At 53.3% G+C, this 25,923-nt stretch carries 20 protein-coding genes, 7 tRNA genes, 1 rRNA gene and 1 pseudogene; 23 read left to right on the top strand and 6 right to left on the bottom strand.

Annotated features, from left to right (window positions below; genetic code table 11):
• Positions 1-13 precede the first annotated feature (13 nt).
• The gene (locus GJ1_RS07630; RefSeq protein ID WP_066230734.1) at positions 14-1,378 is read right to left on the bottom strand and encodes an RsmF rRNA methyltransferase first C-terminal domain-containing protein; all 1,365 of its coding nucleotides are present in this window, start codon (positions 1,376-1,378) and stop codon (positions 14-16) included.
• A 28-nt stretch (positions 1,379-1,406) separates the two neighbouring features.
• Positions 1,407-2,000 (bottom strand): glycerol-3-phosphate 1-O-acyltransferase PlsY, encoded by a 594-nt coding sequence (gene plsY, locus GJ1_RS07635; RefSeq protein WP_044737044.1) that lies wholly within the window; start codon positions 1,998-2,000, stop codon positions 1,407-1,409.
• Positions 2,001-2,175: 175 nt separating this feature from the next.
• Here plsY and GJ1_RS07640 point away from each other — a divergent pair, with 175 nt between their 5' ends.
• From GJ1_RS07640 to GJ1_RS07655, 4 genes are all read left to right on the top strand, one after another.
• Positions 2,176-2,601 (top strand): OsmC family protein, encoded by a 426-nt coding sequence (locus tag GJ1_RS07640; RefSeq protein WP_066230737.1) that lies wholly within the window; start codon positions 2,176-2,178, stop codon positions 2,599-2,601.
• A gap of 299 nt (positions 2,602-2,900) precedes the next feature.
• On the top strand, positions 2,901-3,269 hold the full coding sequence (locus GJ1_RS07645; RefSeq protein WP_066230739.1) for a P-II family nitrogen regulator: 369 nt from the start codon (positions 2,901-2,903) through the stop codon (positions 3,267-3,269).
• Positions 3,266-4,567 carry an ammonium transporter gene (locus GJ1_RS07650; protein WP_066230743.1) on the top strand — a complete coding sequence of 434 codons (1,302 nt, stop codon included), beginning with the start codon at positions 3,266-3,268 and terminating at the stop codon, positions 4,565-4,567. The genes GJ1_RS07645 and GJ1_RS07650 overlap by 4 nt, the downstream gene beginning before the upstream one ends.
• A 442-nt stretch (positions 4,568-5,009) precedes the next feature.
• Entirely contained in the window at positions 5,010-6,632 is a 1,623-nt protein-coding gene (locus GJ1_RS07655; protein WP_066230745.1) for a bifunctional metallophosphatase/5'-nucleotidase, read from the top strand.
• Positions 6,633-6,769: 137 nt separating this feature from the next.
• On the opposite strand, the gene pepT is transcribed toward GJ1_RS07655, so the two are convergent.
• Complete coding sequence (gene pepT / locus GJ1_RS07660; protein WP_066230748.1) at positions 6,770-8,005, bottom strand: peptidase T; 1,236 nt, start codon at positions 8,003-8,005, stop codon at positions 6,770-6,772.
• 592 nt (positions 8,006-8,597) lie between these two features.
• Between pepT and GJ1_RS07665 the strand changes: the two genes are divergently transcribed.
• Together GJ1_RS07665 and GJ1_RS07670 are read left to right on the top strand one after the other, a co-directional pair.
• Complete coding sequence (locus GJ1_RS07665; RefSeq protein ID WP_066230751.1) at positions 8,598-9,815, top strand: threonine synthase; 1,218 nt, start codon at positions 8,598-8,600, stop codon at positions 9,813-9,815.
• Between the two features lie 20 nt (positions 9,816-9,835).
• Positions 9,836-10,159, top strand: a pseudogene (locus tag GJ1_RS07670) (ECF transporter S component); the annotation flags it as partial.
• A gap of 61 nt (positions 10,160-10,220) precedes the next feature.
• Here the strand turns inward: GJ1_RS07670 and GJ1_RS07675 are convergent.
• A complete protein-coding gene (locus GJ1_RS07675; RefSeq protein WP_066230752.1) occupies positions 10,221-10,835 on the bottom strand; it encodes a sulfite oxidase-like oxidoreductase in 615 nt (204 codons plus the stop codon).
• A 218-nt stretch (positions 10,836-11,053) separates the two neighbouring features.
• On the opposite strand from GJ1_RS07675, the gene GJ1_RS07680 reads away from it, so the two are divergent.
• Positions 11,054-12,724 carry a DUF6044 family protein gene (locus GJ1_RS07680; protein WP_066230755.1) on the top strand — a complete coding sequence of 557 codons (1,671 nt, stop codon included), beginning with the start codon at positions 11,054-11,056 and terminating at the stop codon, positions 12,722-12,724.
• Between the two features lie 44 nt (positions 12,725-12,768).
• Here the strand turns inward: GJ1_RS07680 and GJ1_RS07685 are convergent, their stop codons facing one another.
• A complete protein-coding gene (locus GJ1_RS07685; RefSeq protein WP_066230824.1) occupies positions 12,769-13,401 on the bottom strand; it encodes a DUF2238 domain-containing protein in 633 nt (210 codons plus the stop codon).
• 332 nt (positions 13,402-13,733) lie between these two features.
• Between GJ1_RS07685 and GJ1_RS19035 the strand changes: the two genes are divergently transcribed.
• The 15 genes from GJ1_RS19035 (at position 13,734) to GJ1_RS07755 (ending at position 23,351) form a co-directional block, all read left to right on the top strand.
• Positions 13,734-13,823, top strand: a complete 90-nt coding sequence (locus tag GJ1_RS19035; RefSeq protein WP_236567188.1) for a putative holin-like toxin — start codon at positions 13,734-13,736, stop codon at positions 13,821-13,823.
• Positions 13,824-14,164: 341 nt separating this feature from the next.
• A 5S ribosomal RNA gene (gene rrf, locus GJ1_RS07690) occupies positions 14,165-14,281 on the top strand.
• 9 nt (positions 14,282-14,290) lie between these two features.
• Positions 14,291-14,365, top strand: a tRNA-Val gene (locus GJ1_RS07695).
• A 4-nt stretch (positions 14,366-14,369) separates the two neighbouring features.
• Positions 14,370-14,441, top strand: a tRNA-Ala gene (locus GJ1_RS07700).
• A 6-nt stretch (positions 14,442-14,447) separates the two neighbouring features.
• A tRNA-Leu gene (locus GJ1_RS07705) sits at positions 14,448-14,530 on the top strand.
• A 17-nt stretch (positions 14,531-14,547) separates the two neighbouring features.
• Positions 14,548-14,640: transfer RNA gene (locus GJ1_RS07710), tRNA-Ser, on the top strand.
• Between the two features lie 148 nt (positions 14,641-14,788).
• Positions 14,789-14,861: transfer RNA gene (locus GJ1_RS07715), tRNA-Thr, on the top strand.
• A 10-nt stretch (positions 14,862-14,871) separates the two neighbouring features.
• Positions 14,872-14,953: transfer RNA gene (locus tag GJ1_RS07720), tRNA-Tyr, on the top strand.
• Between the two features lie 10 nt (positions 14,954-14,963).
• Positions 14,964-15,037 (top strand) — tRNA-Ile (locus tag GJ1_RS07725).
• A 384-nt stretch (positions 15,038-15,421) separates the two neighbouring features.
• Positions 15,422-15,721, top strand: a complete 300-nt coding sequence (locus GJ1_RS07730; protein WP_011231247.1) for a phasin family protein — start codon at positions 15,422-15,424, stop codon at positions 15,719-15,721.
• A 51-nt stretch (positions 15,722-15,772) separates the two neighbouring features.
• Positions 15,773-17,449, top strand: a complete 1,677-nt coding sequence (locus GJ1_RS07735) for an ABC1 kinase family protein (RefSeq protein WP_066230759.1) — start codon at positions 15,773-15,775, stop codon at positions 17,447-17,449.
• A gap of 543 nt (positions 17,450-17,992) precedes the next feature.
• On the top strand, positions 17,993-18,412 hold the full coding sequence (locus GJ1_RS07740; protein WP_066230765.1) for a CoA-binding protein: 420 nt from the start codon (positions 17,993-17,995) through the stop codon (positions 18,410-18,412).
• A gap of 154 nt (positions 18,413-18,566) precedes the next feature.
• On the top strand, positions 18,567-20,504 hold the full coding sequence (gene parE, locus GJ1_RS07745) for a DNA topoisomerase IV subunit B (RefSeq protein WP_066230767.1): 1,938 nt from the start codon (positions 18,567-18,569) through the stop codon (positions 20,502-20,504).
• A 61-nt stretch (positions 20,505-20,565) separates the two neighbouring features.
• Positions 20,566-23,010 (top strand): DNA topoisomerase IV subunit A, encoded by a 2,445-nt coding sequence (parC, locus tag GJ1_RS07750; protein WP_066230770.1) that lies wholly within the window; start codon positions 20,566-20,568, stop codon positions 23,008-23,010.
• Positions 23,007-23,351, top strand: coding sequence for a PilZ domain-containing protein (locus GJ1_RS07755; protein ID WP_066230773.1), 345 nt, complete (start codon positions 23,007-23,009; stop codon positions 23,349-23,351). Before parC ends, GJ1_RS07755 begins: the two co-directional genes overlap by 4 nt.
• Positions 23,352-23,450: 99 nt before the next feature.
• Here GJ1_RS07755 and GJ1_RS07760 read toward each other — a convergent pair whose 3' ends face one another.
• The gene (locus GJ1_RS07760) at positions 23,451-24,182 is read right to left on the bottom strand and encodes a MerR family transcriptional regulator (RefSeq protein ID WP_066230775.1); all 732 of its coding nucleotides are present in this window, start codon (positions 24,180-24,182) and stop codon (positions 23,451-23,453) included.
• Between the two features lie 290 nt (positions 24,183-24,472).
• On the opposite strand from GJ1_RS07760, the gene treP reads away from it, so the two are divergent.
• On the top strand, positions 24,473-25,888 hold the full coding sequence (gene treP / locus GJ1_RS07765; protein WP_066230779.1) for a PTS system trehalose-specific EIIBC component: 1,416 nt from the start codon (positions 24,473-24,475) through the stop codon (positions 25,886-25,888).
• Positions 25,889-25,923 lie beyond the last annotated feature (35 nt).

The raw sequence follows: 25,923 nt of genomic DNA on the forward strand, positions 1-25,923 counted from the left end.
CTTTTCCGATGCTTCAGATGAGACGCAGCCCTTTTGGATAAAAGTTTTTCACGGTTCCTTTTACTTCTTTCCCCCAGGCGAACGGATGGCCGTCAATGGCCACAAGCAGCCAGCCGCGGTCGCTGCCGGTTGAAAGCGTCTCGCCGCGCCAATATTGGACAATTTCGCGGCTCGCGCTCGATAGGTCAAGCACATGTTTCGCTTCCTCTGTCTGCAGCGCCAAGGCAAGGGCATGGTTCGGCTCAAACCGCTCTTTTTTCACATCCCCTAAGTGCAACCCGGCGCGGACGATTTTCAAACCGGACAAATCCGGGCAACGCTCGGGCAACACAGTCAAATGGGCGCCAAATGACACGAACGTGCCGTCTCGCTTTGTCCGCAATGCCTCTTGTTCAAACTGTCGATACAGGCGGATAGCGGCTTTTGGCGCGCTCGATTTCGCCCACCGCCCCCGCCAAGGCGAGGTTGGCCGCTGTTTTTGCAGTTTGGCGACAAAATGCCCTTCCCCTTTTAGGCGGTGCGGCCAAAGGCGGGCAGCATATTCAAGTTCAGCCCGGTTCGTTTTCGTCCACTCCGGCCGCCCCGGCTCGATGCCGCCGATTTTCGCGATCGGCAGCAACCGCAAATCATCGTATGTCTCGAGCAGCCATTCGACCGTTTGCTCGTTTTCCTCCGGAGAGAACGTGCACGTTGAATAGACGAGAATGCCGCCTTCTTTCAGCATCGCATAGGCGCTTTCCAAAATGCGCCGCTGTCTGGCCGCGCACTCTTCGACGTAAGCTGGGCTCCAAAACGAAGCGGCCTCTTCATCTTTGCGAAACATGCCTTCGCCGGAACACGGGGCGTCGACCAAAATTTTGTCAAAAAAGCCTGGAAGCCGCTCGGCAAGCGCCTCAGGAGTTTCATTGACGACAACGGTGTTCGTCAAGCCGAACCGTTCGACGTTCTCCGCGAGCGCTTTGACCCGCTTCGGATGGATTTCATTGGCGACAAGCAGCCCTTTGTTTTCCATCATCGCGCCAAGTTGAGTCGTTTTTCCGCCAGGGGCGGCGCATAAGTCAAGCACTGTCTCCCCAGGGGCGGGGCGCAGCGCTTCGGCGACCGCCATGGCGCTCGGCTCTTGAATGTAATACAGCCCGGCAGCATGGTATGGATGTTTTCCTGGTTGTTCATTCGGCTCATAATAAAACCCGGTCGGGCAAAACGGAACCGGGGCAAGGGAAAAGGGCGCGGTTTTCGTCCATGCGCCCGGGTCGGTTTTCAACGGATTGACGCGCAAGCCGCTGGCTTTTTCGTTTTCATAGACGGTGAAAAACTCGTCCGCTTCTTCCTGAAGCAGCTTCTTCATCTTCGCGACAAATGCTTCCGGCAGTCTCAACGCAGCAAACTCCTTTCTTCGTCTGTCATCATGAGCGTTTGCCTGGCCATTTCACTTTCGGCTCCGTTTTGTTCAAGATGCGTTGAATGTTGGCGCGATGACGGTAAAAGATAAACGAGGCGAGCAACAACACCGCCACCGTCAACGGAATGTCGTCCGTGAAAAAGACGGTGTACACGACCGCATACAACGCGGCGGCCATCGATGACAGCGAGACGTAGCGCGAAACAGCCAAGACAACAAGAAACACGGCGATGAGCGACAAAAAGAACAACGGCGAATAAAACAGCATCACCCCGCCCGATGTCGCCACCGCCTTGCCGCCGCGGAACTTGGCGAACACCGGATACATATGGCCGACGACAGCGACCGCCCCGGCCAAAAGCGGATGAACGGGGACGGAAAAAAGCATCGGCAAGCTCGCCGCCAGCGTTCCTTTTAGCATGTCACCGACAATAACGATCGTTCCCGCTTTCGCCCCAAGCACGCGGAACGTGTTCGTTCCCCCGAGATTGCCGCTTCCATGTTCGCGGATGTCGATCCCGTAGCCGATTTTTCCGACAAGAAGGCCAAACGGAATCGAACCGAGAAGATAAGCAAGAAGCAAAATAAGTGCAGTCATGAAGTCAAACACCCTTTACTCAACAAGTTTGTGCATGTTTCTATTTTAACATGCATGAGCGAAAACGGTAGACAGGAATTTTGCATTTCAAGGACATAGCCGCTAAACTGAAAAGAAGAAACGGGCTGTCGGAAAGTCCGTCCGACCCCGGACAGATGAGAAAGGAGCGACCATGATGAAAACGACGGTCATATGGAACGGAAACATGTCATTCAGCGGCCAAAGCGCTTCCGGTGTGGTGATTCCGATCGACGCCGCGAAAGACGTCGGCGGCAACGATTCAGGCGCCCGGCCGATGGAGCTTTTGCTTCACGCCTTAGCCGGCTGCACCGGCATCGACATCATTCTGATTTTGCGAAAAATGCGGCTTGATGTCCGCGCGTTTTCGATGGAAGTCGAAGGAACGCGCGCCGATGACCACCCAAAGCGGTTTACAGAGATTCATATTCATTACGCGCTCGAAGGCGATTTGCCGGAAGACAAAGTCGTCCGCGCCATTCGGTTGTCAAAAGAAAAATATTGTTCCGTTTCCCATTCGTTAAACGCTGCCATTACGGCGAGCTATTCGATCAACGGCGTGCGCGGGAAGGAGACGATCTAACAAGGAGAAGGGCTCGGCGTTTATGGCCGTTTCGTGTGGCATAGCGCCGAATGACAATACGATGAAAAAGGTGTTCCGATCGTTTGCGGAACACCTTTTTTGTGTTAGAACAGATAACGGCGATCAGTCGTTTGGATGGACACCCTGCCGATCCGCTTTTCTTCGAGCTATGCCCGATAGGCGCGCGTCAAAAAAACTTTGTCCTCATACTTGACACCGCTCTTTTAATTGTTATAATTTTTAACATAAATACGTTAATTTTTATTACACAAAAACGGTTGAGGGGGGCGGCGGGAAACATGAAAAAAATTGAAGCGATCATCCGGCCGGAAAAATTGACCGATACGATTAAAGGGCTGAAACAGATCGGCATCACCGGGTTTACCGTTTCGCAAGTCGTTGGGCGAGGAAAACAGAAGGACACGCAAGGAGTTTACCGAGGAAAAAACTACAAAGTGACGCTTCACCCGAAAGTGAAGCTGGAAATCGTTCTTTCCGATTATATGGTCGAGCGGACGATTCGAACGATTGTCGCCGCTGCGCAAACCGGGGAAGACGGGGACGGGAAAATTTTTGTCTATCCGGTGCTGGAAGCGTACAACATTCGCACAGGCACGTTGGATTTTGACATTGACGAGTTGGCAGAGAAACAGGGGGGAAGGTCATGATCGAACAAGTCAATGCCGTGTGGATCGTCATCGCTGCGGCGATGGTGCTGTTTATGGAAGGTGGATTCAGCTTGCTGGAAGCGGGGCTGGTGCGGACGAAAAATGCCGTCAATGTGACAATGAAAATTTTCGTTGATTTGACCGTTGGAGCGCTTGCCTTTTGGGCTGTCGGCTTCGGGCTGATGTTTGGCGATGATGCGTTTGGATGGGTCGGCACGACGTTGTTTGGAACGCCGGAACGCATTTCGTTGTCCGTTCCGTTGCCTAGCGCGGCGTTCGTTTTGTTCCAAATCGGGTTTGCGGTGGCGTGTGTGTCCATCATTTCCGGCGCGGTGGCCGAGCGGATGAATTTTAAAGCGTATATCGTGACGGTGCTTCTCGTTTGTGCCATTGTTTATCCGTTATCCGGTCATTGGATTTGGCATAGCGACGGTTGGTTGGCGAAACTCGGGATGAAAGATTTCGCAGGATCAGCAGCGATTCATGCGCTCGGCGGATTTGCGGCGTTGGCGATCGCCAAGCGGCTTGGGCCGCGAAAAGGGCGGTTCAACTCGGATGGCAGTGTGAATGTGTTTGCGCCGAGCAATATTCCGCTTGCTTCGGCCGGGGCGTTCATTTTATGGTTTGGCTGGTTTGCGTTTAATGCGGGCAGTACGCTCGATGCATCCAATAAAGCGTTGGCGTCGATCGCTCTCAACACGATGCTGTCAGGGGCGGCCGGGGGCGCGTCGGCGCTCTTCGTGACGATGAAAAAGTACGGAAAAGCCGATCCAAGCATGGTCATCAACGGTGTGTTGTCCGGTCTGGTGGCCATTACGGCCGGTTGCGCCTTCGTTTCACAATGGAGCGCGGTACTGATCGGCCTTGTGAGCGGCGTCATCGTCGTCTATGCGACGCTGCTGGTCGATGCGTTGAAAATTGACGATCCGGTCGGTGCGGTGGCGGTTCACGGGTTTAATGGGGTATTTGGCACGCTCGCTGTCGGCCTGTTCGACTCGGCGCAAGGGCTGCTGACGACTGGCCATCTGTCGTTGTTCATGACCCAGCTGCTTGGGGCGTTGACAGTCATCGTTTGGGGCTTCGTGAGCGGTGCGCTCATCGCCCATGTGTGCGCCAACACGGTCGGGCTCCGGGCGACGGAACGCGAAGAGGAAGAAGGGCTTGATATGGCGTACCACGGCATTCCGGCTTATAACGAACTCGAGCGGTTTGCCGATCTCCCGGGCGGTTTGTACGATTTTGAGGAGACGACCGGCATTCGCGTTGCTCCGTTAAACAAGAAAAACGCGGTCGGATAAAGGGGAAAGGCTGTCCGAAGAGGTCTGTTCAACAGACTCTAGCGGGCGGCTTTTTTGTTTCCATGGTTCTCTCTAGTTAGTTAGCAATTTACGAACAGGCGTGTTGATTAACAAATAAGATAAGAAGGCTCTGTTCCCAGCTTTTCTGCCGTAGTCGGCAGCGGCTCGCTTGCCGACTGGGCATATGACAGCATGACCTCCTCGAACAATGAACGCTTTGCGGGCAAACTGTATTTGCCCGCCGGCGTTCTTGTTCGAGGGAAGAGGCAGAAAGGTTTGTGTTCAGCCATATGATTCTGTGTTTTTTAGTAAAATAATGGATAATCAACACTCGTGATTTACGGAATATTTACAAAAAATCATCCTTTCTGCTCTATCATTCTATTGATTCGCAAGGATATAATGGGAGTGAACGAGAAGGCGAGAGAAAGGGGAACAGGGAATGAAGAATTCCAAACGATGGGGAAGACGGGTGCTGTCGGCATTGGCCGTTGCAGCGTTGCTGGCCGCGACTCCAGTTGGGGCGGCAGGGAACGGGAAAAGCAAGGGAAAACCGCCTGCTTCCTCGCACCGTTATATTGAGGTGCAGCTGTTGGGCATTAACGACTTCCACGGCCAGCTCAATGTGACAAGAAAAGTCGGCGGGCGGGAAGTCGGACGGGCTGATTATTTGGCCGCTTATTTGAAACAGCGGGAGGCGGAAAACAAAAATACGCTGCTCGTCCATGCCGGTGATGCGGTCGGCGCGAGTCCGCCGGTATCGGCGCTGTTGCAGGACGAGCCGACGATTGAAGTGTTGAATAAGCTCGGCTTTGATGTCGGCACCCTTGGCAACCATGAGTTTGATGAAGGAGTAGCGGAAATGCTCCGCTTGATCCATGGCGGATACCACCCGGCGACCGGCGATTTCGCCGGAGCGGATTTTCCGTATGTGAGCGCCAACGTCGTTGATGCGCAAACGGGAAAACCGATTCTCCCGCCGTATGTCATTAAGCGGGTCAATGGCATGCCGATCGGATTGATCGGCGTCACGCTCACGGAAACGCCAACGATTGTGACGCCAAGCGGCGTCGCGGGAGTCAAGTTCATCGATGAAGCAACAGCGATTAACAAAGCGGTCCGGAAACTGAAGAAAAAAGGAGTGCAAACGATCGTCGTTCTCGCCCATAACCCAGGCGTATCCAATCCGGATGGGGCAAACGCAAGCGGGGAAATTGTCGATATCGCCAAAAATATCGATGATGAAGTCGATGTGATTTTCGCCGGTCATAACCATGCCTATTTAAATGCGGTTGTGGACGGCAAGCTGCTCGTTCAGTCGTATTCGTACGGCACGGCGTTTTCTGATGTCGATTTGAAAATCGACCCACGCACGAAAGACGTCGTCGCAAAAAAAGCGGAGATCGTGACGACGTATCATGACGGCATTGCTCCGGACCCGGAAATTCGGACGCTCATTGAAAAATATGAAGCGAAAGTGGCGCCGCTCGTCAACCAAGTCATTGGCACAGCGGCCGAAACGATCACCGATGAGCAAAACGAAAGCGGCGAATCCGCCTTGGGCAATTTGATCGCTGATGCCCAGCGGGCGGCGATGAAAACCGATTTTGCCTTTATGAACCCGGGCGGCATTCGCGCCGATATTGAACAAGGCGAAGTGACGTGGGGCGAATTGTACAACGTTCAGCCGTTCAACAACCAGCTCGTGAAAATGACGCTCACCGGCGCGCAAATCCGCCAGCTTTTGAATCAACAATGGCAGCCGACCCAAACGCGCATGCTGCAAATCTCCGGCCTCCGCTATACATGGAGCGCCAGCAAGCCGGTCGGAGAAAAAGTCATTGACATTCAGCTTCCTGATGGCACACCGCTGAAACCGGACGCCTCATACACGGTGACCGTCAACAGCTTCCTCGCCGACGGCGGTGATGGGTTCACGGTGTTGACGCAAGGGACCAATCGCGAGGTCGGTCCGATCGATTTGGATGCCCTTGTCTCCTATATTCGCGGTCTTGAGCAACCGTTCTCGGCACGAATTGAGGGGCGGATCAACCGTCTTCCGTAACGGAACAGGATTGGGGCGACAGATCGCTTAGTCAAAAAGGTGTCCCGGCTCGTTGGGGACACCTTTTCATATGGTTGCACAAAACTGCTGCTTGGGCGATAGACAAACGATCGTTCAAGTCAGGCCATCGCCGCAGATCAAGATGCTTTTTGCTCGAACAGCTTGATGATCTCCACGATCACTTCGGCCGCTTTCACCATATTGTCGGCGGAAATGTATTCATAGCGGCCATGGAAGTTTTCGCCGCCGGCGAAAATGTTCGGCGTCGGCAGCCCCATGTATGAGAGCTGCGACCCGTCTGTACCGCCGCGGATCGGTTTCACCTTCGGTTCAATGCCCAAGTTCGTCATCGCTTCGTGGGCAATGTCAACAATGTGGCGCACCGGCTCGATTTTTTCGCGCATGTTGTAATATTGGTCGTTGATTTCGAGAGTGATTCGGTCGTTTCCATATTTTTGCGCAAGCGAAGCCGCGATCTCTTTCATCTTCGCTTTGCGCGCTTCGAATTGTTCACGGTCGAAGTCGCGGATAATGTAGTGAAGCTTCGTTTCCTCTACACTGCCTTGGAACGAAAGCAAATGGTAAAACCCTTCATATCCCTCCGTATGCTCAGGCGCCTCGTGGGCCGGGAGCTGCTGCTGAAACTCCATGGCGATTTTGATCGAATTGATCATTTTTCCTTTCGCCGTGCCCGGATGAACGTTTTTTCCTTTGATCGTGATTTTCGCTTCGGCAGCGTTAAAGCTTTCGTATTCCAATTCGCCAAGCGGCCCGCCGTCGACCGTGTAGGCGAATTGGGCGCCGAATTTGGCAACGTCAAATTTATGCGGCCCGCGGCCGATTTCTTCATCCGGCGTAAAGGCAACGCGCACTTTGCCATGCTTGATTTCCGGGTGTTGAATGAGATAGTTCATCGCGGTCATAATTTCGGCGATCCCCGCTTTATCATCGGCGCCAAGCAGCGTTGTCCCGTCGGTGGTAATCAGCGTGTGCCCTTTGTAGTGAGCGAGCTCCGGGAAATCGTTCGGCGACAGGATAATGCCTTGTTCTTTGTTTAACACGATGTCGCCGCCGTCGTACTGTTCGATGATTTGCGGGTTGACGTTGGCTCCCGTAAACTCCGGAGCGGTGTCCATATGAGCCAAAAAGCCGATCACAGGCACGTTTTTGTCCGTATTGGCCGGCAACGTCGCCATGACATAGCCGTTGTCATCGATCGTCACATCTTCCATGCCGATCGCTTTCAGCTCTTCGACGAGCATTCTCGCCAGCTCCCATTGCCCTTGAGTCGACGGGCACGTATGGCTGTTTGGGTCGGATTGAGTGTTGACTTTCACGTAGCGGATGAAGCGTTCGATCAATTCTTGTTTCATTGGTCCATCTCCTTTATGCATCGATTTGCTTGGATCGATGAATGATTCTTCCAACCTGGAAAGGAAAAAATAGACGGCGCTTTCCATTTTATTTTATCATATGTGGATCGAAACAATGAAAAATAGAGGGACAACTTCATGAGGAAAAAAGGCAAGGAGGGTTCACCGCGATGTCTTTCACGCAACAAAGCGGTTCACCGCCTAGGGAAAACCGCTTCGATGTTTTGGATCGTCCGCTTTTCCTTGGTCACATCTTCGGTGCACGCTGCTTGTTTTTTTCGCTTTCTGCCTGTTTTTGCGCAGCAAGATTTCCTGGTGTCGCTTTCGTTTCCAGATTGTTCACGTTTTCTTTTGTTTTTCGATCCACTGCGATCACCTCCTGGCAGTCTATTCAGCTGGGACCATGAAATGTTCGACTATAGTGTTTGCTGGTTTGGCGCGATTATGCATAAAAGTAAGGGAGGAGATGCTGACGATGGCTATTATGTTATAATGAAAAAGCCAACTGCCGCCGGTTATGCCTTTCTGAAACGGTGAAAGAGACACCGTTTGTCCGGTGCGGATGAAGTGAGCAAGAAAGGAGAGAAGTCATTTGCGATTCAGCTATGTATCCCACCTATATTGCCCGAAGTGTGAACGTACATACGATGTCGACCAAATCCATCAACTTTGCGAATGCGGTGCGCCGCTTCTTGTCGCTTACGACTTGGAGTCGATGCGCCAAGAAGTCAAGAGGGATGTGCTGAAGGAACGAGAAGCGAATTTATGGCGTTATCATGAGTTGCTGCCGGTAAAGCATCCTGAACATATCGTGTCGCTCGGCGAAGGGATGACGCCGCTTGTGCCGATGCCGCGCCTTGGTCGAAACATCGGCATTAACTCGCTCTATATGAAAGACGAGGGAGTCATCCCGACCGGAACGTTCAAAGCCCGCGGGGCGGCGGTCGGGGTTTCCAAAGCAAAGGAATTGGGCGTCAAACAGCTCGCGATGCCGACAAACGGCAACGCCGGCGCGGCGTGGTCGCTGTATGCGGCTCGGGCTGGCATCCAGGCGACGGTGGTTATGCCGGTCGATGCGCCGGAACTGATGCGCAAGGAATGCGCCATCGCCGGGGCGGAACTGTACTTAGTCGATGGCCTCATCAACGATGCCGGGCAAATCGTGGCGAAAGCGATCCGCGAATATGGATGGTACGATGCGTCGACGTTGAAAGAACCGTACCGGATCGAAGGCAAGAAAACGATGGGGCTGGAAATCGCCGAACAGTTTTCTTGGCGGCTGCCGGATGTCATGTTGTATCCGACCGGGGGCGGCGTCGGGTTGATCGGCATTTACAAGGCGATCAAAGAACTGCAGGCGCTCGGCTGGGTGGATGGCCGCATGCCGCGGCTTGTCGCCGTGCAGGCCGAGCATTGTGCCCCGATCGTCAAGGCGTGGAATGAGAAAAAACGTGAGTCGAAGTTTTGGCCGAACGCCCATACGGTGGCGTTTGGCATCAATGTGCCGAAAGCGCTCGGCGACTTCCTTGTGCTCGAGGCGGTGTATGAAACGGATGGTTGCGCCATTGCCGTCAACGATGAAGCGATTTTGGCCGAACAGCGGACGGTCGCCGAACTCGAAGGGGCGTTCATTTGCCCGGAAGGAGCGGCGGCGTTTGCGGCGGCCCGCCAGCTGCGCGAGAGCGGCTGGATTCGCGATGGAGAGACAGTCGTCGTATTAAATACCGGAACAGGACTGAAATACGCCGACACAGTGAACGTCAATCCGCCGGTGCTCGAGCCGGGGGATCAGTTTCCGAAGGAGAATTAACAAGTTGGAGAGATAAAAACGCTGGGGTGGCGTTCATTTTGCCCGTTTCCTATATTTATCGAAAAGCTGCATCGAAAAAAGGCATGGTGCTTGGACTGGCGGCGGGAACAGCGACGATGGCCCTCATCATGAGCGTGCTCAACTACTATGTTTTTTTGCCGGCATGCACGCTTTTCCTCGGAGCGCCAGCGATGAGCGCGCCGGAAACAAAAGCACTGGTCATCTCGGCGATTTTGCCGTTTAACATCACAAAAGGGGCGATCGTTGCCGTCGTGTTCCAGCTTCTCTTTTTGCGCCTTGGGGTTTGGCTTGAGAAACAAGCCGCATCCCGCCAAGCCGCTTGATCAAAAAGCGAGAGGTTTCTCGCCCCTCGCTTTTTTTGTTTGTACGCCTGCTTTCGCCTCGTCAAAACCGAATCCGCGGCACCCACTCGGCAAACCGCTCCTCTTTAAACGGATTGGCGGTCATCGAATAGCCGCGCTCTTCCCAATAGCCCGGCTCATCTTCCTTCATAAAGCGGATGCCGGACGCCCATTTCGCTCCTTTCCATAAGTAAAACGTCGCCGGCGGAATGAAACGGAGCGGATAGCCGTGCTTCGGCGAGATGTCCTGCCAGTCGTGCTGCTTGTCTTTCCATCGGTAGACAAATAATGCATCGTCGCCCATCAGCGCCTCAAGCGGCAAGTTCGCCGAATAGCCGAATCGGTCGCCATTTAAATATCCGTAAATTTTCACGTATTTCACATCGGGATCTAGCTCGACGAAGCGCAAAAACTCGCGGAACGCGATGCCTTCAAACGTCGTGTCGAATTTTGACCATGTCGTCACGCAGTGCATATCAATGGTCGAAATCGTCTTTGGCAGCTGCATCACTTCTTGATACGACAGTGACACTTCCTCTTTCACATCGCCGAACAGTCGGAAATTCCACGTCGCTTCATCGAATTCGTACACATCCCCTTCATGCAAAATCGGCCATTTTTCCGTCTCGAATTGGCCGGGAGGGAGTTGTTTGGGCATGGTGGGCACCTCTCTTTTATGTGTTACATATGTTTGATTTATATAACATCATACGGCACCTCACATTGCTTGTGCAACTGTAAGGCAGAAGCATAGGTCGGCCAATCGGCTCTATATCAGAGTAGTTCCTTAGAAACAAAAATGTTAGCAAAAGGAATAATTTCCTTCTCATTGCACACCGTATCCAATAGAAACTTGGAGAAGGGAGCGTGGTGCCGATGACCGAACAACAAAGACGATGGTTTTTCCTATTGGCGCTTGGTGTCATCGCTCTTTACGCGTCCCCGCTGTTTCTCCTTGGAGAGAACGCTCATATTCGCGTGCACGATAATTTGGATTCCAATATCGCCTGGTATAAAGTGCTCGCCGAAAGCGAGCAAATCACCGGGCCGCTTGATGCGAAAATTCCGCAAATCGCCAACGGCCAGCTGTCAAGAAACGCCCTCGGCTCGGAGCTGACCGGCATCGTCTGGCTGCACGCCTTGTTTCCCACGATGACCGCGTATGCGCTCAGCCAAACGATCACGAGAGAGGTAGCATTTATCGGCATGTATTTGTTGTTGAAAACGCATTTCCTGCCCGAGCCGCGTTGGATGGCCGTCCGCATCGGGGTGTCGCTTGCGTTTGCGCTGACGCTGTTTTGGCCGTCAGGGATGTTAAGTACGTTAGGCATGCCGCTTGCGCTTTGGGCGTTTTTAAGCATCCGAAAAGGCGAGGGGAAGTGGAAACATTACGCCGCACTCACGCTTCTCCCGTTTTATTCCAGTTTTGTGCTCGGGTTCTTTTTCTTTCTTGCCGCTATGGGTGTTCTCTGGCTCACGGATGTGTTGCGTGGGAAGGGGTGGAACATCCGTTTTTTCGCTTCGATCGCTTACATGACGCTGCTTTACTTGCTCGTCGAGTACCGGCTCGTGTACTCCTTTTTATGGGAAGATGAACCGACGAGCCGAGATGAGTACTTCCATGCCCGCCTGACGTTTTGGCATTGCGTCCGTTTGACGTGGAAAAACTTTCTTCTCGGCCATCATCACGTCATGACCGAGCATACGTTGTTTATTTTGTCGGCTTGGTTGATGGCATTGTATCTCGTTTTCGTGAAAAAACGATGGAAGCAGGAAAAGGCGTTTCTGTTTTTGTTTGCGCTGAATTTCGCGTTGTCGGCGTGGTATGCATTTTGGTTTTATAAAGGATGGCGGCCGCTTACCGAGCGGTTTCATTTTTTGGATACATTTAACTTTGCCCGCTTTCATTTTTTGCGACCGATGATCATTTATGTGCAGTTTGCGCTGGCGCTGAAAATCATATGGCAGTACAGCGAAAACGGGAAGAAGTGGGCAAAGCGGCTGCTCGCGGCGCAAATCATCTTCGTATTTTTGATCAACGAAGAAATCATCTTTCGTTACGAGCCGACGGTAAAGCAATTTTACGCGGAAAAACAGTTTCAAGAAATCAAACAACACATCGGGCTTCCGGTGTCCGATTACCGCGTCGTCAGCATCGGCATTCACCCCGCCATCGCCCAATACAACGGGTTTTACACGCTCGATACGTACAACAACTTTTACCCGCTGTCATACAAATATGAGTTCCGCAAAATCATAGAGCGTGAATTGGCAAAAAGCAAAACGATCCGCACGTATTTTGATGAATGGGGCGGGCGGTGCTACATCTTCACCGCGGAGCTCGGGAAACGGTATATGTTCACGAAACACTCGAAAAAGCGGTTGAAGAACTTGCAGTTGAATACAGAGCAGCTGAAAAAGATGGGCGGCCGCTACATTTTTTCGGCCGTTCCGATCGATAACGCGGCGGAAAACAGGCTCGTGCTGGATCGCGTATTCACGTCCGCTGAGTCAGCGTGGACGATTTATTTGTATAAGGTGAATTGAAGACAGCGGCTTCTCTTGAAACGGGAAGCCGCTGTTTTACGAGCCTAGCTGCGGGGCTGATCCAAACGCGCAAGCTGCCGGTTGTGCCATCTCGAAAGCAACAGTAAGGCAACGATCGTTCCGATCAATGTGCATACCATATCCCATTGGGTGTCCCAAATATCGCCTTGCGTGCCCAAAAAGTCTTTCGATGCCTTTCCCCCTTTGGAGATGAGGGAGACGAGCCATTCGATGATTTCATACAGGGCGGCGATGGCGAGCGACATGCTTGTGACGATCGTGAAAAGCCAAGGGCCGCGCGACAGCGGCGTTTTCCGCAGCACAATCTCCCTTAGGACGATGGCGAACGTCCCTTTGAGGAAATGGCCAAACCGGTCATAATGGTTGCGTTCGAAATGGAACGCATCTTTGATCCAGTTAAAAAAAGGAACTTTGGAGTAAATATAATGGCCGCCGATAAACATGAGGACCGCCAGCATGGCAATGATGACATACGACATCGTTGTCAGCCGGAAGCGTCGATACAGGGCCATCACGATCGCAAGCCCCACAAGAGCCGGGGCAACCTCAAGCGCCCACACCGCATAGCTGGTTGGACGAATGGCCGACCAAACGAACACAGCGGCGACGATCAGCAACAACAGCCCATGAATGCGGGTTTGCCTTGCTTGTTCCACCATTTTTTCCTCCTTGGAACAGCGAGATTCGTCTATCGTCATTATTCGGAAAAACGCGGATTTTATACAAATCGTTTTTTTTCGAGCGCTTGATGAAAACGCCGGAGTTTCAGCGGCTGCAAGGAAGCGAAGGGGGAGGAGGTTGTGGACGTGATGGCACGAAATAACGCGCAAGGTGGCGTTTGTATCCCTCGGGTAGGGAAACATTCCTAATTTTCAACGAGGATGCGAATGTATATTCGCATTTGCTTGATTTGATGGTATAATGAAACATGCACAGCCATATGCAGGGTGGGCAGTGGCCACTCCCTGAACGAAAGGGGGTGGTGCTGATGATGCCGATTGCCGACGCGCTGACGCTCATGATTGCGTTTGCGTCACTCATCGTTGCGGTGATCGCCGTATCAAAAGACAAAAAGTAACCCACCCTGCTAGGCCGAGGCGAGGGTAGGTTACGATGCCCGAGGCTTGGGCCACTGCGCTTCTTGCAGCGGCTGTGTATGGACAGGGCATTGGTGGCCGCCAATGCCCTGCTTTATTGTACGTTCCTGCTTCTTTTATTATACGCGCATAAGGAAGGGGATGACAAGAACTTTAAGAGAAAGGGACAGTGAAGATCGAAAAAATGAAAAAGAGGGTTGACTCTTTCATTTTTTTATAGTAGATTTTACATTGTCGTTCCGATTCTGAAGGAACTGAAATAAAAAATAAAAAACCCTTGACAAACTTTTTGATTGTTTTATAATAAATATCGTCGCCATTGCCTAGTGGTGATAGCGGAGGGGAAACACCCGTTCCCATCCCGAACACGGAAGTTAAGCCCTCCAGCGCCGATGGTAGTTGGGGCCAGCGCCCCTGCAAGAGTAGGTCGCTGCTAGGCAAACGACGTGGAGTATTAGCTCAGCGGGAGAGCACCACGTTGACAGCGTGGGGGTCACTGGTTCGATCCCAGTATACTCCACCATCATGGGGCGTTAGTTCAGGGGGAGAACGCTTCGCTGGCAGCGAAGAGGTCAGGGGTTCAAATCCCCTACGCTCCATTGTATGCGGTCGTGGCGGAATGGCAGACGCGCTAGGTTGAGGGCCTAGTGGGGGCGACCCCGTGGAGGTTCAAGTCCTCTCGACCGCATCGCTCCAAACAGCTACGGAGGAGTACCCAAGTCTGGCTGAAGGGGTCGGTTTCGAAAACCGATAGGGGTGTCACAGCCCGCGGGGGTTCGAATCCCTCCTCCTCCGCCATAAATATTGATTTAGCTCAATTAGTAGAGACGAGCATAAACATCATCGAATTCTCTGCGAGTTGTCCCGACGCATCGTTCATCTTCGAATTGGCTGGTAGAGGAAGGGACACAACAGAAACCAACGAGTCACGGTCTATTCATATCATGCCGACTTAGCTCAATTGGTAGAGCAACTGAATCGTAATCAGTAGGTTGCGGGTTCGAGTCCTGCAGTCGGCATCACGATTACGGAGGGGTAGCGAAGTGGCTAAACGCGGCGGACTGTAAATCCGCTCCCTTTGGGTTCGGCGGTTCGAATCCGTCCCCCTCCACTTTATGAGCGGGCCTATAGCTCAGCTGGTCAGAGCGCACGCCTGATAAGCGTGAGGTCGGTGGTTCAAGTCCACTTAGGCCCATCTCTTATGCATGATGGACGGCAAGAGTGATTCTTGCCGTCTTTTTTGTGCGCTTGTGACCGGGTTGCATCGAAAACATGAAGGAGTTCCTGCCGCCTAATGCACATATATTTTCCGTAATCCGGAACAGCGACGCGGTCGAAATCGCGGGCGAGTTTCGTCAATCGATAATCTTCTCCATAATGCAGTTGTTCTTCGGCCACTGAAATCCCTCTTTTATGAATCATCGTCCATCGCTAGGATGCCGCATCGAGAGGTGGTGTATGCAACAGCGCCGCCGTTTGCTTGGCAAGAAGGTGTCATTTCTTTTTCACTTCACTCGACATGGCTCGGCAAAGAATGGTACGATAAGGAAAAAGAAAGGAACAAAGGAGGAACAAACCGATGAGCATTTTGAAAAAAGGATTGGCGTTCGGTCTCGGACTGGCGATTGCCAGCAAGGAGCAAGTGGAAAAGATCATTGACGAGCTCGTCAAAAAAGGGGAGCTGTCGCTTGATGAATCGAAAGAAGTGATCGACCAATGGAAGCAGCAGACCGAAGCGCGCAAAACGGAAGTGCAACGGCTTGTGCGCGAACAAATCAAACAGGTGATCGACAAGCTTGATTTAGCGACAAAAGAAGACGTGCGGCAGCTCGAGGAGCGGATCCGCCGCCTTGAGGAAAAGGAACAAAGCGGGCAGTAAACCGATGCGGCCTGCCCGCTCGCTTTTTGCCGCCTTAGGGGAGATGTTCGGATGTTCGGGAAACGGATGCGCCATATCGGAAGGTATCATGAAATCGCTGTCGCCTTGCTTCGGCACGGATTCGGGATGATCGTCGATGAGCTCGGTTTTTCGTCTTTTCTTTCCTTGCCGCCGCGCGGGCGGACGGAACAAGGAAGGCGGGAAAGCAAGACGGTCGGGGAGCGGCTTCGCCTCGTGCTCGAGGAACTCGGTCCGACGTTCGTGAAGCTCGGGCAAATCGCCAGTACACGGCCGGATTTGATCCCTCGTTCTATCATCTGTGAGTTGGAAAAGCTGCAAGACCAAGTTCCGCCGTTTCCGTTTGCCGACGTCCGCCAGATTGTGGAAACAGAACTTGGCGGTCCGCTGGAAACACTGTTTCGTTCATTTGATGAAACACCGTTGGCTGCCGCTTCGATCGGCCAAGTGCACCGGGCGGTTCTTCCTTCCGGGCAAGCGGCAGCGGTGAAAGTGCAGCGCCCGCAAATTGCCGCGAGGGTGGAGACGGATCTGGAAATTTTGCAAGATTTGGCCATGCTTGCGGAACGCCGTCTCGATTGGGCGGCGTCCTACCAGTTGTCTGAGATTGTTGATGAGCTGGCGCGGTCCTTGCGGCAGGAACTGGATTATACGGTCGAGGCGCGCCATGCGGAACTGTTTGCCCGGCAGTTTGACGGCGATCCGTCAGTGCATGTTCCTGATGTTTTTTGGGATTATACGACAAAAACGGTGTTGACGATGGAATATGTGGAAGGGATCAAACTCGGGGAAATCGAGCGGCTGAAAGCGAACGGCTACTCCTTAAAAAGGATCGCGGAGCGTTTGGCCGAATTGACATTCAAACAAATGTTCGAACATGGATTTTTTCATGGCGATCCTCACCCCGGCAATGTATTCGTTCTTCCTGGCGGAGCGCTTTCTTTCATCGATTTTGGCTTGATGGGCCGCCTTCGCCCTCATGTCAAACATCATCTTTCCTCGCTCATCATCGCCTTGATGCGGCAAAACACGGATGGGGTGCTGGCCGCGATTTACGGCTTAGGAATCGTCCCAAACGGGGTCGATGAAGGGAAGTTGCGTGATGACATCGACGAGTTGCGGGAAAAGTATTATCGCGTCCCGCTCAGTGAGGTGAGTCTCGGGGAAGCAGTCGAGGATTTGCTTTCGGTGGCGCTCCGCCATGGCATTCGCATTCCAAGCGATTTGACATTGCTTGGGAAGGCGCTGTTGACGGTTGAAGGGGTCGTGGAGACGCTTGACCCGCAGTTTCGCATCATCGACGTCGCCGAGCCGTTTGGGAGAAAGCTGCTGAAAGAGCGGCTCCGGCCTGATCGCGTGGCGGAAACAGCGTGGAAGCGGATTTTCGACTATGGCGAATGGCTGCTTCGGTTGCCGGACAGCGTAAAAGAATGGACGAAAATGATGCGGCATGGCAAGCTTCGATTGGAAATCACGGCTCCTGATTTGGAAGCGCTGCTGCACAAGCTCGACCAGATTACGAACCGGCTGTCGTTTAGCATCGTTCTTCTTTCGCTGAGCATCGTTCTGGTCGGCCTTATGATCGCTTCATCGCTCGGACGGCCGTCGACGCTGTTGTGGAATATCCCTGCTGTTGAAATTGGATTGGGCGCGTCCGCTTTTATGTTCGGCTGGCTGCTTTACTCGATTTTCCGGTCGGGAAAATTTTAGCGTTTGTTGCGCCTTGTTGCAACAACGGTTTCTTTATGATGCTAAACGGACGTTTTTGCTTTTGGTTGTTTCTCCCTCGCTTCTGGGATGTGTGGGATTCGTACACCGCCTGGTGGCTGTATTTGCTTTTCTTTGAGTGGATTGGAGGGAAAATCGTTCCCCGCCAAGCGCGCTCTCCTCTCTCCGCCTTCTCCTTCCGCTATGGACGGTGGGGGTGGATTATCGTCCACGCGATTGCCATGACTACCGTTTTTTTAGCTGGAGTGTATGCCGGGTGGAACATAAACTAGCAACAGGCCGTCCGTCGTTCGGACAGCCAGCAAACAGAATGTCTGGATGCGGACGAGAAAGCGGGTCAATGCGTAGGCGATGAATACGATGTTCAAGTTTGCAGCTGTCGTGGCCGGCCTAGGATGTGTGGGCGCCGTGCGAAAAAAGATCGATGATTTTTCCTCCATCATTATTCTTGGCTGGGCAGGATTTTTATTTGGCGGGAGCGAAACTAGTACAGCAAAAAGGAGAATAAAGGAAGGAGAGACCTCGATGTCCATTGTCAACCCAAGCCGGGAAGAAATCGGCGAAATTTTGCGCAAGGCGAAACGGATTGCCGTCGTTGGGTTGTCCAACAATCCGGAGCGCGAGTCGTATATGGTGGCGAAAGCGATGAAAGACGCTGGATACGAAATCATTCCGGTCAATCCGATGATCGATGAGTGGGAAGGCATTCCGGCGGTTGACCGCTTGACTGACATCGAAGGCCATGTCGACATCGTCGATGTGTTCCGCCGCTCTGAGCATTTGCCCGAGCTGGCCCGCGAGTTTGTGCAAATCGATGCCGACGTGTTTTGGGCGCAGCTTGGCGTCGTCAACGAAGAGGCATACCGCTTTTTAAAGGAGAAAGGCTACACGGTCATTATGGACCGCTGCATTAAAGTGGAACATGCGCTCACCAAACGCGCCTAATTGATGAAACGGCCATCTTGTTCGAGATGGTCCTTTCGTTTTTTTGTCGCACTTGTCCGAATTTGTCGGGGGATGTCAAAAGGCAATGGACAGTCGGGAAGTTTGTGGTACAATAGAAACAGGTGTTCTTGTTTTTGTAGGAAGGGGTGGCCTTGTGGCAAAGCATGCGACATACGAATATAACGAAGATGCCATTCAAGTGTTGGAAGGGCTCGAGGCAGTCAGGAAGCGGCCGGGGATGTACATCGGCAGCACCGACAGCCGCGGCTTGCATCATCTTGTCTACGAAATTGTTGACAACTCGGTCGATGAGGCGTTGGCCGGATATGGAAATTACATTTTGGTGCAAATACATAAAGACAACAGCGTCACCGTGTTGGATGAAGGGCGCGGCATGCCGGTCGGGATGCATAAGCTCGGCAAGCCGACGCCGGAAGTGATTTTAACCGTGCTTCATGCCGGCGGCAAGTTCGGCCAAGGCGGCTATAAAACGAGCGGCGGCCTGCACGGGGTCGGGGCGTCGGTTGTGAACGCCTTGTCGGAATGGCTTGTTGTCACCATTCACCGCGACGGCTTCGTTTACCGACAGCGGTTTGAACACGGCGGCAAGCCGGTGACAACGCTTGAGAAAATCGGAACGACCGACAAAACCGGAACGATCATTCAATTTAAGCCTGATCCGACGATTTTCAGCACGACGGTGTTTGATTATGAAACGTTGAGCGAGCGGCTGCGCGAATCGGCGTTTTTGTTAAAAGGGCTGAAAATCGAGCTCATCGACGAACGGACGGGTATGCATGATGTGTTCCATTACGAAAACGGAATTGAAGCGTTTGTCGCCTATTTGAATGAGGAGAAAGATGTGCTCCACCCGGTCGTTTATTTTGCTGGCGAGCAAAACGGCATTGAAGTCGAGTTTGCGTTCCAGTTTCATGACGGTTATTCGGAAAACGTGCTGTCGTTTGTCAACAACGTGCGCACAAAAGACGGCGGCACGCATGAGGCGGGGGCGAAAACGGCGATGACGCGCGTCTTTAACGAATACGCTCGCCGCGTCGGGCTGCTCAAGGAAAAAGACAAAAACCTTGAGGGAACCGATATTCGTGAAGGACTGTCCGCCGTTGTCTCGGTGCGCATCCCGGAGCATTTGCTTCAATTTGAAGGACAGACAAAAGGAAAGCTCGGGACAAGCGAGGCGCGTTCGGCTGTCGATGCCGTGGTGTCTGAGCAGCTTATGTACTTTTTGCAAGAAAACCCGGACGTGAGCGCGATGCTCATCAAAAAAGCGATCCGGGCGTATCAAGCGCGTGAAGCGGCCCGCAAAGCGCGCGAAGAGGCGAGAAGCGGCAAAAAGCGGAAAGGGAAAGAGGCGCTCTTAAGCGGCAAGCTGACGCCGGCGCAAGGGCGCAATCCGCAAAGAAATGAGCTCTATCTCGTTGAAGGCGATTCGGCGGGCGGTTCGGCGAAACAAGGGCGCGACCGTCGATTCCAGGCGGTGCTTCCGCTGCGCGGAAAAGTCATCAACACGGAAAAGGCGAAACTTGGCGATATTTTGAAAAACGAGGAAATCAATACGATCATCCACGCCATCGGCGGCGGCGTCGGGGCTGATTTTTCGCTCGATGATGTCAACTACGACAAAGTGATCATTATGACCGATGCCGACACGGACGGCGCCCATATTCAAGTGCTGCTTTTGACGTTTTTTTACCGCTACATGCGCCCGCTCATTGAAGCGGGAAAAGTGTACATCGCCCTGCCGCCGCTTTACAAAATCAGCAAAAAAAGCGGCAAAAACGAAATCGTCGAATATGCATGGACGGACGAGCAGCTAAAAGAAATTACGAAAAAAATGGGCCGCGGCTATACGATTCAGCGCTATAAAGGGCTTGGCGAAATGAACGCCGATCAATTGTGGGAAACGACGATGAATCCGGAGACGCGCACGTTGATCCGCGTGCGCATTGAAGATGCGGCCCGCGCCGAACGGAGGGTGACGACGCTCATGGGCGACAAAGTCGAGCCGCGCCGCAAATGGATCGAAACGCACGTCGCCTTCGGGCTTGAAGAGGAACCGGGATGGATCGGCTGATGGCGGCACGAAGAGGCGCCGCCTTTTTGGCGTTCATGTCCTGTAAGAAAGGAGAGGGAGAATGGCAGAGCGATTGTTGGAATTGCCTTTAGAAGATGTGTTGGGCGACCGCTTCGGCCGCTACAGCAAATACATTATCCAAGACCGGGCGCTCCCGGATGCGCGCGACGGGTTGAAGCCCGTGCAGCGCCGTATTTTATATGCGATGTACATTGATGGCAACACGGCTGATAAACCGTTTCGCAAAGCGGCGAAAACGGTGGGGAACGTGATCGGCAACTTCCATCCGCACGGCGACTCATCGGTGTATGAAGCGATGGTGCGGATGAGCCAAGATTGGAAGCTGCGCAACGTGCTCATTGAAATGCACGGCAACAACGGCAGCATCGACGGCGACCCGCCGGCGGCGATGCGTTATACCGAGGCGCGCTTGTCGGCGATTGCCGCTGAATTATTGCGCGACATCGACAAACAAACGGTCGCGTTTGTCCCCAACTTTGACGATACGACCGATGAGCCGACTGTCTTGCCGGCGATGTTTCCGAATTTGTTGGTGAACGGCTCGACCGGGATTTCGGCCGGCTATGCGACCGACATTCCCCCGCATGCGCTTGGCGAGGTGATCGACGCCGTCTTGATGCGGATCGACCGACCGGATTGCACCGTTGACGAGCTGATGACGGTTCTTCCCGGCCCCGATTTTCCGACCGGCGGCATCATCCAAGGGAAAGACGGCATCCGCAAGGCGTATGAAACGGGACGCGGGAAAATCATCATCCGCGCCAAAGCCGCCATCGAGCAGGGAAAAGGCGGGAAAAAGCACATTGTCATCACGGAACTGCCGTATGAAGTGAACAAAGCGAATTTAGTGAAAAAAATTGACGAGCTTCGCCTCGACAAAAAGCTCGACGGCATCGCCGATGTGCGCGATGAAACGGACCGGAACGGGCTGTCGATCGTCATCGAGTTGAAAAAAGACGCCGATGCGGAAGCGATTCTCAACTACTTGTACAAAAACACGGATTTGCAAGTGCCGTACAGCTTCAACATGGTGGCGATCCATGAGCGCCGGCCGAAGCTGATGAGTTTGCCGGAGCTGTTGGATGCCTACATCGCCCACCGGAAAGAGGTCGTCACCAACCGCTCGCATTTTGAGCTGAAAAAAGCGAACGAGCGGAAGCACATCGTCGACGGCTTGATTCGGGCGCTTTCCATTTTGGATGAGGTGATTGCGACGATTCGCGCTGCAAGCGACAAGCGCGACGCGAAAGACCGGTTGATGGCTAACTACGAATTCACCGAGGCGCAGGCCGAGGCGATCGTAACGCTCCAGTTGTATCGGTTGACGAACACCGACATTACGGCGCTCCGCCAAGAAGCCGAAGAACTGGACAAAACGATCGCGGAACTCACGGCGATTCTCGCCGATGAGAAGAAGCTGCTTGGCGTCATCAAAAAAGAGTTGAAGGCGATGAAAAAGCAATACGCCGACGAGCGGCGGACGGTCATTGAAGAGGAGATTGAAGAGCTGAAAGTGAATGTGGAGGCGCTCATTCCGTCGGAAGACGTGATCGTCACCGTGACAAAAGAAGGATATGTGAAGCGGACGAGCTATCGTTCATACAGCGCCTCAAACGGTCAAGACATGGGCATGAAGGAAACGGATCGGCTGCTCGCCCAGCTCGAGATGAATACGACCGATGTGCTCTTGCTTTTCACCCGCCGCGGCTACTATTTATACTGCCCGGTGCATACGCTCCCTGACATCCGTTGGAAAGAGGTCGGACAGCATATTTCCCATCTCATTCCGCTTGAACGCGACGATGAACTCGTCGCCGCGGTTTCGGTCTCTTCCTTTGAAACCGGGGAGCAGCTCGTGTTTGTGACGAGGCAAGGACTCGTGAAGCGGACCGAACTGGCGCAATATCAAGTGCAGCGCTACACGCGCCCGCTTGTTGCCGTCAATGTGAAAGACGATGATGACGTCGTCGCCGTCTACAGGACGGATGGACGCGGCCATCTTTGGCTTGCAACGCATGACGGGCATGCGCTTTTGTTTGCCGAGGAGGAGATCAGCTTAGTCGGCGTGCGCGCTGCTGGAGTGAAAGGGATTCAATTGAAGGAAGGTGACTTTGTCGCCGCAGCGTGCCCCGTTCGCCTAGAAAAGGGTGGCTCGTTTGTCGTCGTGACGCAACGCGGGGCGGTGAAAAAAGTGGCGCTTGGTGAGTTTGAGCCGTCTTCACGGGCGAAGCGCGGCGTTGTGATCATACGTGAAGTGAAGTCCAACCCGCATCGCATTGTTGGCGCTGTCTTTGTCGGTAGCGATGAAGAAACGGTTGGGCTGCGGACGGAAAAAGGAGTCATCGAGACGATTCAAGCTTCTTCGCTCCGTCCGTCTGACCGTTACAGCACCGGTTCGTTTGTCGTTGACACTGACGAAGCAGGGCTGGTGATTGACGTCTGGAAAGAGCCCGAGAAAATGCTTGGAAAAGGGGAAGAAGGATGAGGTTTAAACGTCAAGAACCGTTCCGGTATCAGTTTGGCCGGCCGCTCCCGGCCGGGCTGCGCATAGCCGATGGCGAGCGCAGCGTCTACATTCACGATCTAAGCCCGCATGGGATGAAAATCGAAACGGAAGGCCGCCTTCCCTTTTCAGCAGGGGGAACGCCCGTTGACATCTCGTTTTCGCTGCCCGCTGCCTCCTTTACGCTGCGGGGGCAGCTCGTCTGGGAAAGACCGTTTGTACACGCCTACTATTACGGCGTCCGCCTCCATGTAACCAAACAAGAAGAAGCGCACTTGATCGAAGCCATCAAACGGCATGCGGCCGAGAGCCGCCGGATATGACGCAAAAGGGGGCCCGCGTTTTGGCGGGGCCCTTTTTTAACAAGGTGGTATGGTGCATCAAAAACGGGTGTCCTTGTCATGTTGCTGCAAAGATCGTCTTCACCAAAACTTCCACCATTTATTTGCCCGTGTTCGGGCGTCGCTGATGCTGGCAGCGGTTTGCCGAAACGACAACACGAGCTCGCGAAACGCTTTTTCCCGCTCCAAAATGCGCTGCTCGAGCTGTTTTCGCTCTTCTTCCTGTCTTGCTTTTTCTTCCTGGTAGAACGCGACGACCGTTTCCAAATGTTCATGCAGCTGTTCCGTTTTTTGCTGCCACGCCTCCTCGTAATCGCGGAGCGAGCGGCGCACCGTTTCGGCAGCTGCCGTCGTTTGCTCCTCGATGTAGTCGAGGCGGCCTTTCACCTCATCCATCGCTTGCCGGACCGTGGCTGTGGTTTCTTGTTTCAAGGCGTCGACGATATCGTCTTTTAAGCAGGCCGCCAACTGCTCGGCTATGTATGGCATCCCTTGATGCAGCAGGCGGGGCACATCGATGATTTCCCCTTCCATGACGGCGGTTTCTACTTGAGCGGCTGGCTCATTGACCCGCTCTGCCGGCTGACTGCCCATTTGCTTGATCATTTCGGCCACTTCGCGCGGATGGCGGCCGCTTTCCAGCCAAGTGCGGATATGGCGGAACCGATCGATCAGCTCGTCGGTGTAAATGCGTGCCCCCTCGGTTGTGCGCGGGACGGCGATCGATCCGGCAAACTGTTTTTCCCATTGTTTCAAGTCGCGGGCGGTGACCCCGATTTTTTTCGCTGCTTCGCGGAGCGTATATGTTTTCATCGCATCCCCTCATCCTTTCTCGTCGTTTAGCATTGATTTGTGTTATGTTTTATTTTCCTACTCGGTCGTTGATTTTCCTGCCGCTTGACAAAACATAACAAAAGAAGTGGAAGTTAGAAAAAAACAAACAATGATTGTCGAAATATCACGACTTTTATCGAAAGTCGTTGACAAACTTGTATATACAGCATAAAATAACGTTGAGTTGTATATACAAGTTTTTTGCAACCGGTTGCTGAAAGCGATTTAATGAACAAGGAAGACAGCGAGAAAAAAAGGAGGCATGCATCATGGGGGCATATGTACAATCAGCGGCGCAAATCGTCGAGGCGATCGGCGGCAAAGACAACATCATCGCCGCCACGCATTGCGTGACACGGCTCCGGTTTGCGCTCAAGGATGAAGGAAAGATCGATAAAGAGGCGCTTGAACGCATCGATGTCGTGAAAGGCTCGTTTTCGGCCAACGGCCAATTTCAAGTCGTCATCGGCCAAGGGCTTGTCGATAAAGTGTATGATGACCTCGTCGAGCTGACGGGCCTCAGCCGGGCGACGAAGCAGGAGATCAAGGATGCGGCGGAAGCGAAGCTCAATCCGCTTCAGCGCGCCATTAAGACGCTTGCTGATATCTTCATTCCGATTTTGCCGGCGATCGTCACGGCCGGTTTGTTAATGGGGATTAACAACGTCTTAACCGGCCCAGGCATTTTTTACGAAGGTAAATCGTTTGTCGATGTTCATAAAGAATGGGCCGATTTGGCCGGGATGATTAACTTGATCGCCAATACGGCGTTCGTCTTCCTGCCGGGATTGATCGGCTGGTCGGCGGTGACGAAGTTCGGCGGCAACCCGTTGCTCGGGATTGTGCTCGGGCTCATGCTCGTCCACCCCGATTTGTTGAACGCTTGGGGGTGGGGAGCTGCGAAAGAAAAAGGAGAGATTCCGGTTTGGAACTTGTTCGGCTTTGAAGTGCAAAAAGTCGGCTACCAAGGGCAAGTGCTGCCGGTGCTGGCGGCTTCCTACGTGCTGGCGAAGCTGGAGCTGTTTTTGCGCAAACGCATTCCCGATGCGTTTCAACTGCTGCTTGTGGCTCCATTGGCGCTTTTGATCACCGGGTTTTTGGCCTTTATTGCGATTGGGCCGGTCACATTTGCGATCGGCAATGCCATTACCCACTTGTTTGTCACGATTTTTGACACGGTTCCGGCTCTTGGAGGATTGTTATATGGAGCATTGTACGCGCCGCTTGTCGTCACCGGGATGCATCATACGTTCTTGCCGGTTGATTTGCAGCTGATTGCCAATACAGGCGGCACGTTCTTATGGCCGATTTTGGTCATGTCAAACATCGCCCAAGGCTCGGCGGCGTTGGCGATGATGTTTGTCGCGAAAGATGAAAAGTTGCGCGGCTTATCGTTTACGTCAGCGGTTTCTGCGTACTTGGGCATTACCGAGCCGGCGATGTTCGGAGTCAACTTGCGCTTCCGCTTCCCGTTTATCGCGGCGATGACAGGGGCGGCGATCGCCGGCATGTTCATCACGATCAATAAAGTGATCGCTCCGTCGATCGGCGTCGGCGGCCTGCCGGGCTTCTTGTCGATCGTGCCGCAAAAGTGGACGCCGTTCTTTATCGGCATGGCGATCGCGATTGTGGTGCCGTTTGCGCTGACGTTTGTCTTTGGCAAAGTGCGTAAAGCCGCCCGCTAACGACTGCGGTCTGTTGGAGTAAGGGAAGTATGTGC

This window comes from Geobacillus jurassicus NBRC 107829 (assembly GCF_001544315.1).
Lineage (GTDB): Bacteria > Bacillota > Bacilli > Bacillales > Anoxybacillaceae > Geobacillus > Geobacillus jurassicus.

Coding starts and splice junctions, on each gene's coding strand:
- plsY (WP_044737044.1), bottom strand. CDS start 2,000: ATGACTGCACTTATTTTGCTTCTTGCTTATCTTCTCGGTTCGATTCCG.
- GJ1_RS07640 (WP_066230737.1), top strand. CDS start 2,176: ATGAAAACGACGGTCATATGGAACGGAAACATGTCATTCAGCGGCCAA.
- GJ1_RS07645 (WP_066230739.1), top strand. CDS start 2,901: ATGAAAAAAATTGAAGCGATCATCCGGCCGGAAAAATTGACCGATACG.
- GJ1_RS07650 (WP_066230743.1), top strand. CDS start 3,266: ATGATCGAACAAGTCAATGCCGTGTGGATCGTCATCGCTGCGGCGATG.
- GJ1_RS07655 (WP_066230745.1), top strand. CDS start 5,010: ATGAAGAATTCCAAACGATGGGGAAGACGGGTGCTGTCGGCATTGGCC.
- pepT (WP_066230748.1), bottom strand. CDS start 8,005: ATGAAACAAGAATTGATCGAACGCTTCATCCGCTACGTGAAAGTCAAC.
- GJ1_RS07675 (WP_066230752.1), bottom strand. CDS start 10,835: ATGCCCAAACAACTCCCTCCCGGCCAATTCGAGACGGAAAAATGGCCG.
- GJ1_RS07680 (WP_066230755.1), top strand. CDS start 11,054: ATGACCGAACAACAAAGACGATGGTTTTTCCTATTGGCGCTTGGTGTC.
- GJ1_RS19035 (WP_236567188.1), top strand. CDS start 13,734: ATGATGCCGATTGCCGACGCGCTGACGCTCATGATTGCGTTTGCGTCA.
- GJ1_RS07730 (WP_011231247.1), top strand. CDS start 15,422: ATGAGCATTTTGAAAAAAGGATTGGCGTTCGGTCTCGGACTGGCGATT.
- GJ1_RS07735 (WP_066230759.1), top strand. CDS start 15,773: ATGTTCGGGAAACGGATGCGCCATATCGGAAGGTATCATGAAATCGCT.
- GJ1_RS07740 (WP_066230765.1), top strand. CDS start 17,993: ATGTCCATTGTCAACCCAAGCCGGGAAGAAATCGGCGAAATTTTGCGC.
- parC (WP_066230770.1), top strand. CDS start 20,566: ATGGCAGAGCGATTGTTGGAATTGCCTTTAGAAGATGTGTTGGGCGAC.
- GJ1_RS07755 (WP_066230773.1), top strand. CDS start 23,007: ATGAGGTTTAAACGTCAAGAACCGTTCCGGTATCAGTTTGGCCGGCCG.
- GJ1_RS07760 (WP_066230775.1), bottom strand. CDS start 24,182: ATGAAAACATATACGCTCCGCGAAGCAGCGAAAAAAATCGGGGTCACC.
- treP (WP_066230779.1), top strand. CDS start 24,473: ATGGGGGCATATGTACAATCAGCGGCGCAAATCGTCGAGGCGATCGGC.